Raw genomic sequence first — 5,545 nt, forward strand, 5'->3', positions numbered from 1 at the left:
TGCAGTGCCAAACTTTAAGTGGTTTTTTATTTGTATTTTAAAATATATTTTCTCAGCTGGGCGAGAGCAAGACTTCCGATATTATCCATTTTATCCCAATCTAAAAATCAAGTGCAAGTGGATGGATAATTAGAATCACTTGTTTATTCAACAAAATCTATTCATGAATTTCCAAGGGCAATCCATCTGGGTCAAAGAAGAAAGCCATCTTTTTTCCATCGAAGTCATCGTAGCGAAGTTCTGTGTGAGGGATGCCCAACTGGTCAAAGTCTGCCAGTACTGCTTCCACATCAACTACTCTGAAAGCCAGATGGCGCAGTCCTGTGTGCTCAGGATTGGGCAGGACAGGACGCTTTGGTGCGTCTGGCTTGATAAATATTTCCAGAGTGAGATTGCCTTTTCGGACATTGAACAAAATATCCTTTTTCTCTGGTCTATGGTGCTCATCCAGCAGCTCAAATCCTAGCTTATCAACGTAAAAATCCTTAGTTTTGTCATAATCATGCCCAATGATGGCGATGTGATGAACGGTATCAAGTTTCATAGGCTACTCCTGTTGCAATACTTTCCTTGGTTTAGTCCCTTCAGCTGGACCGATGACACCCGCTGCCTCAAGTTCTTCCATCAGTCTTGTAGCTCGGTTAAAACCAACCGATAATCGTCGTTGAATCATAGAAGCACTGGCTTTTTGAGTTTCAACAACTAATGTTCTGGCTTCGTTAAATAGTGGGTCTCCCTCGTTACCACTCCCACCAGTATTACCATCCTCTAACTCTGATACTTCACCAGGATCAAAGCTATCATCATAGTCTGCATCAGCTTGGTTTTTAATAAAGGTCACGATTCTTTCTACATCTTCATCTGATATAAATGAGCCTTGAAGACGAATGGGATGATTTTCATCAATAGGTTTAAACAACATATCACCTCGACCTAAAAGTTTTTCAGCCCCATTTTCATCGAGAATCGTCCTAGAATCCGTACCAGAAGAAACAGCAAAGGCTACACGAGAAGGAACATTTGCCTTGATGAGACCGGAGATAACATCAACAGAAGGACGCTGTGTTGCAAGAATCATATGAATTCCTGCAGCACGAGCCTTTTGTCCTAAACGAATAATCGCATCTTCTACCTCTTTGCTTGCCACCATCATAAGGTCGGCAAGCTCATCTACAATAACCACTATAAGAGGTAATGGGATTTGTTTTTCATTAGACTGTGCGTTGAATTCCTCTACTTTAGCATTAAAACCAGCAATATTTCGTACTCCAATAGCCGAAAATAGCGCATAGCGATTTTCCATCTCATCTACTACCTTTTGAAGAGCCTTACTTGCCTTACGAGGATTTGTCACAACTGGTATCAAAAGATGAGGAATATCATTATAAACAGAAAGTTCAACCATTTTCGGATCCACCATCATAAACTTTACTTGATCTGGTCTTGCTTTCATTAGAATACTAGCAATAATTCCGTTTACAGAAACTGACTTACCAGAACCAGTTGAACCTGCTACCAAAAGATGGGGCATTTTTGATAAATCAAACGATCGACTACTTCCATTCACAGCTTTTCCCAAAGGAATTTCTAAAAGATTGTCTGGATTTGTTTTGGATTGTTCCCACAGTTCTCTAAAAGAAACAGTAGCTATTTCGGAATTCGGCACTTCAATCCCAACCAAAGATTTACCTGGAATAGGTGCTTCAATACGGACATCTTTAGCAGCTAATGCCAGAGCCAAATCATCAGCCAGGTTTGAGATGCGATTCACTCGTACACCAACTGGAGGTTTAACTTCATATTTGGTTACAGAAGGTCCAATTTCAGCCCTCTCTACTGTAGCTTTAATATTAAAGCTAGCAAAAGTCTCTTCTAATATTTTAATATTCTGACGAACAATATTTTTTCTTTTGATTGATTTTTAGGCTTATCAGGCGCAAATAAATCAATTGTAGGTAACTGATACAGTAAGTTCTCTTTCTGCGGTTGAAATTGGACTTCAAAATCGTTATTATCAGAAGAACCATCCTCTTCTTCTGCTAACCAAACACGCTGTTCACTATCGTTCTGTGGCTCCAATTCTTCTACATCATCTTCTAGGTCAGCAACAACCTCATCATTTAATAAAATAGGAGTCGGTTTCAAACTCGTATCATCCAAGACTTCACCTGTCTCCATATCTACATAAATTTCTTCCACTACTTGGTTTGACTCTTTATTCTCTGCAAGTTTCCTAGCTTTTTCTGCCTCTCTCCTTTCCTTCTCAAGAAAGCGTGATTCTCTTTTTTCAGCAGCTTTTTCCTGAATGAAACGAATTTGTACAGATAGCTTTTCAAAAATATCATACACTGAATAATTGCTTAAAACTAAAAGTCCCGTAGCAATCAGTAACAAGCCTATAAAATATGATCCGATATTTGAAAAAAGAAAAGAAATTGGAGCATATAAAGCACTACCAATCATCCCTCCTCCAACAAAATAGTTCACTCTAAGATTGGTTATATCTGCTAGAAGTCTTGAAAATGTAGTACTAAATATATTCCCGGTTAATCCTAAGCGATTGACAAAAAGAGCCTGCATAATCAACAACAAACCAGCCAGTATACTAATTGAACCAGGTAGCCACCCAGGATGTTTTTCAATCTTCTTAAAGAAAAAAGATAAATAAAAATAGAACCCATAACTGGATAAGCTAAGCTCCCTACGAACACACGCACAAAATTATAAAGGGTTACTCCAACCGCCCCCATTCGTAAGCAAGTAAAAATAAGTAAAACTGCTAAACTCAAGCTGATAAGCATTCGCTTAATAGCAGCTTGACGCTCTTGTTCTGCCTTTGTTGGTCTTCGCGTTTTACGATTTGTTTTAGAATTTTTCTTATTTGTCATAATCTTCATTATACCACATTTCAAAATCTTAAGATTAAGAAAAACTGGTCGCCAAACAACCAGTTTTCCTTAATCTTCTGGTACGATAACCCAAAAAATCAGATAAGGAATGAACCCTAAACCATAAGCAAAGAAAGCGACTCCCCATAAAACACGTATAATAACGGGGTCGATATCAAAATAGCGTGCCAAACCTGAGCAAACTCCAGCGATGACTTTATTATTTCTGTCTCTAGTTAATTTTTTAGACATACCCTACTCCTTTTACTTTTTATTTATTATACCATAAATTTAAAAAGATTTCTTTGGATGCCTATCGACGACATCTTGATTATCCAAAAGAGCCAATCGACCTTTTTCAGTTAGTCGATATCCTCGAATAGAAAAATGTTTGCCTAGTTCTTCCTCTGAAAAATAATTTTCCAAAGCCTGATTCAAATCAACCGATTTCATCTTGGAGAGTCCTGTTACATTTTTACTTTTTAAGATATTTTTTTTGATGGTTGTATTTAGATGTCTTAAAGACTCAAAAGGGGAGTCTAAAATGACATAATCATTCATTAACAAATGACTCAATCTATCTTCAGCGTTAATCCCATATGTATATTCAAAGTACTTTGGATATACCGACTCTGTTGTAAAAGTACCAAACTGAATCCTCCATAGAAGGATAATGTCACCAGCTAACAGACCTCCTTCTAGTGGAAGCATATTTCTTCTTGGGACTGGTTTCCCTTTTAAAAACCATCCCCCTAAGTCTCGATCAACAGCGATATAGGGTTGAACTGGATAATCTTGGTATAACTTGTTTACCCTTTCTTCAAAATTCATTCCACTCTTACTCCTCTGTTGAAATCTGCCACATAACTCCAAATTGATCAATCAAGTTTGCATAGGCAGGGCTCCAAAAAGTTTCCTGCAATTCTAAAAAAATTTCCTTTGCGTTTATCGTTAGTCCCCGATAAAACATTTGAGCTTCTTCTATACTATTTGTAATAAGTGCAATTGTTACATTTCGACCTGCTTGGTATTCATAATCAGGGTTTTCATCTGAAATTTGCAATCGAATCCCACCAACATCTAATTGAGCGTTTAACAACAAGTGTTTGCGTTCTTCTGGACAATCAGGATCCATTTCTCCCCAAGTAAGCAATGATTGTACCCTTGCCCCTAGTGCCTCGCAATAAAAAGTCACTGCTTCTTGGCCACATCCATCTGTTACAATATATGGTTCAATACTTTTAACCACTTATTTCTCCTCCTTCACTTCTCTTACTGCGAAATAATTCCCTTCGTTATCTGCAAAGTTAAACACCTTCATAAATCCCATATCTATCACTGGATTTGCTTGTACACCCTTTGACACTAGTTTTTCTTGCAATTCTTCCAAGTGAATAGCATTCATTAGGATTGACGGAGTACCCAAATTCATACCAGGATTTAATTTGGCAACTTCAGCCTTATTGTGTAATACAAACTGAACATCACTGGATTCTGTTGGAGATACAATATATGAAACCTGTCCTCCTTGAACTTGCTTCTCAACACGTTTAAAACCAATTTTATCCTTCCAAAAAACTGCTGAAGCATCAATATCCTCTACATAAAGCATCACTTGTCCAATTGATTGAATCATCTTTCTACCTCCTTCTTATTCTATTCATTATATCAAAATCAAGTCCCTTATCCTAAAACTTTGACTTTATATCTCCGACAACCACTTTCCTCAAACATAATTATATTATAGTATTTTATATACTTAATTTGAATTTAGCTAAATTTTACGGTACAATGGAATAAAGAATATTGAAAGGTACCTTATGAAAAAATTAATCACTCTCATTTTAGTGTCTGGATTTGCTCTTACTGGTTGCACAGACTTACAACGTGCTATCCGAGGCAATGACTATGTTGATGCTAGTATCGCTTCAGAAGAACGAACAAAAGCTTCTAGCCAATATCAAGAAGCATTAAAAGATGCACTGACAAATCAAAATGCCACTTTCCCACAACTCTCAAAAGAAGTTACAAAAGACGAAGCTGAAGTCATCATCAAAACTACTGAGGGGGATATTCGCATGAAGCTTTTTCCAAAACTAGCTCCTTTAGCTGTTGAAAATTTCCTAACTCATGCTAAGGAAGGTTATTACAACGGCTTAATTTTCCACCGTGTTATCGATGGTTTCATGGTACAAACTGGAGATCCAAATGGTGATGGTACCGGTGGACAATCCATATGGAAGGACAAAGACGCGAGCAAAGACAGTGGAACTGGATTTAGAAACGAAATTTCTCCTTATCTCTACAATCTTCGAGGTGCTGTCTCTATGGCTAATACCGGACAAGATAATACAAATGGTAGTCAATTTTTCATCAACCAAAATAAGGAAGATCAATCCTCTAAACTATCTGAGCAGGTTTATCCTAAAAAAATCATTGACGCATATAAGGCTGGAGGAAATCCTAGTTTAGATGGCTACCATCCTGTTTTTGGACAAGTTTTAGAAGGGTTAGACGTTGTAGACAAAATTGCTCAAGCTGATAAAAATGAACAAGATAAACCAAGTACTGATATCAAAATTAACACTATTGAAATTGTAAAAGATTATAATTTTAATTCTTAATATATATTAAAAAAGAGGCTGAGATGAACTGCA

Annotated in this window: 7 protein-coding genes and 1 pseudogene; 1 reads left to right on the forward strand and 7 read right to left on the reverse strand. The window is 37.1% G+C overall.

All coding sequences use genetic code 11. The features are described from left to right. Positions 1–157: 157 nt before the first annotated feature. The 7 genes and pseudogenes from gloA2 to STRDD10_RS02195 all read right to left on the reverse strand — a co-directional run bounded on the left by gloA2 (position 158) and on the right by STRDD10_RS02195 (position 4,524). Complete coding sequence (gene gloA2 / locus STRDD10_RS02170; RefSeq protein ID WP_067192731.1) at positions 158–544, reverse strand: SMU1112c/YaeR family gloxylase I-like metalloprotein; 387 nt, start codon at positions 542–544, stop codon at positions 158–160. Positions 545–547: 3 nt separating this feature from the next. After that, positions 548–2,043: pseudogene (locus tag STRDD10_RS11855) on the reverse strand (DNA translocase FtsK); the annotation flags it as partial. 539 nt (positions 2,044–2,582) lie between these two features. Further along, a complete protein-coding gene (locus tag STRDD10_RS11860) occupies positions 2,583–2,897 on the reverse strand; it encodes a hypothetical protein (protein WP_082782017.1) in 315 nt (104 codons plus the stop codon). A gap of 60 nt (positions 2,898–2,957) precedes the next feature. Next, positions 2,958–3,140: a PspC domain-containing protein gene (locus tag STRDD10_RS02180; RefSeq protein WP_067192733.1), complete on the reverse strand. Its 183-nt coding sequence runs from the start codon at positions 3,138–3,140 to the stop codon at positions 2,958–2,960. Positions 3,141–3,179: 39 nt separating this feature from the next. Further along, entirely contained in the window at positions 3,180–3,719 is a 540-nt protein-coding gene (locus STRDD10_RS02185) for a hypothetical protein (protein WP_067192734.1), read from the reverse strand. 7 nt (positions 3,720–3,726) lie between these two features. Continuing rightward, positions 3,727–4,137: a VOC family protein gene (locus STRDD10_RS02190; protein WP_067192736.1), complete on the reverse strand. Its 411-nt coding sequence runs from the start codon at positions 4,135–4,137 to the stop codon at positions 3,727–3,729. Continuing rightward, the gene (locus STRDD10_RS02195; RefSeq protein ID WP_067192737.1) at positions 4,138–4,524 is read right to left on the reverse strand and encodes a VOC family protein; all 387 of its coding nucleotides are present in this window, start codon (positions 4,522–4,524) and stop codon (positions 4,138–4,140) included. A 184-nt stretch (positions 4,525–4,708) separates the two neighbouring features. Between STRDD10_RS02195 and STRDD10_RS02200 the strand changes: the two genes are divergently transcribed. Continuing rightward, positions 4,709–5,512: a peptidylprolyl isomerase gene (locus STRDD10_RS02200; protein ID WP_067192739.1), complete on the forward strand. Its 804-nt coding sequence runs from the start codon at positions 4,709–4,711 to the stop codon at positions 5,510–5,512. Positions 5,513–5,545: the final 33 nt, after the last annotated feature.

Origin of the sequence: Streptococcus sp. DD10 (genome assembly GCF_001578805.1) — a bacterium.
Lineage (GTDB): Bacteria > Bacillota > Bacilli > Lactobacillales > Streptococcaceae > Streptococcus.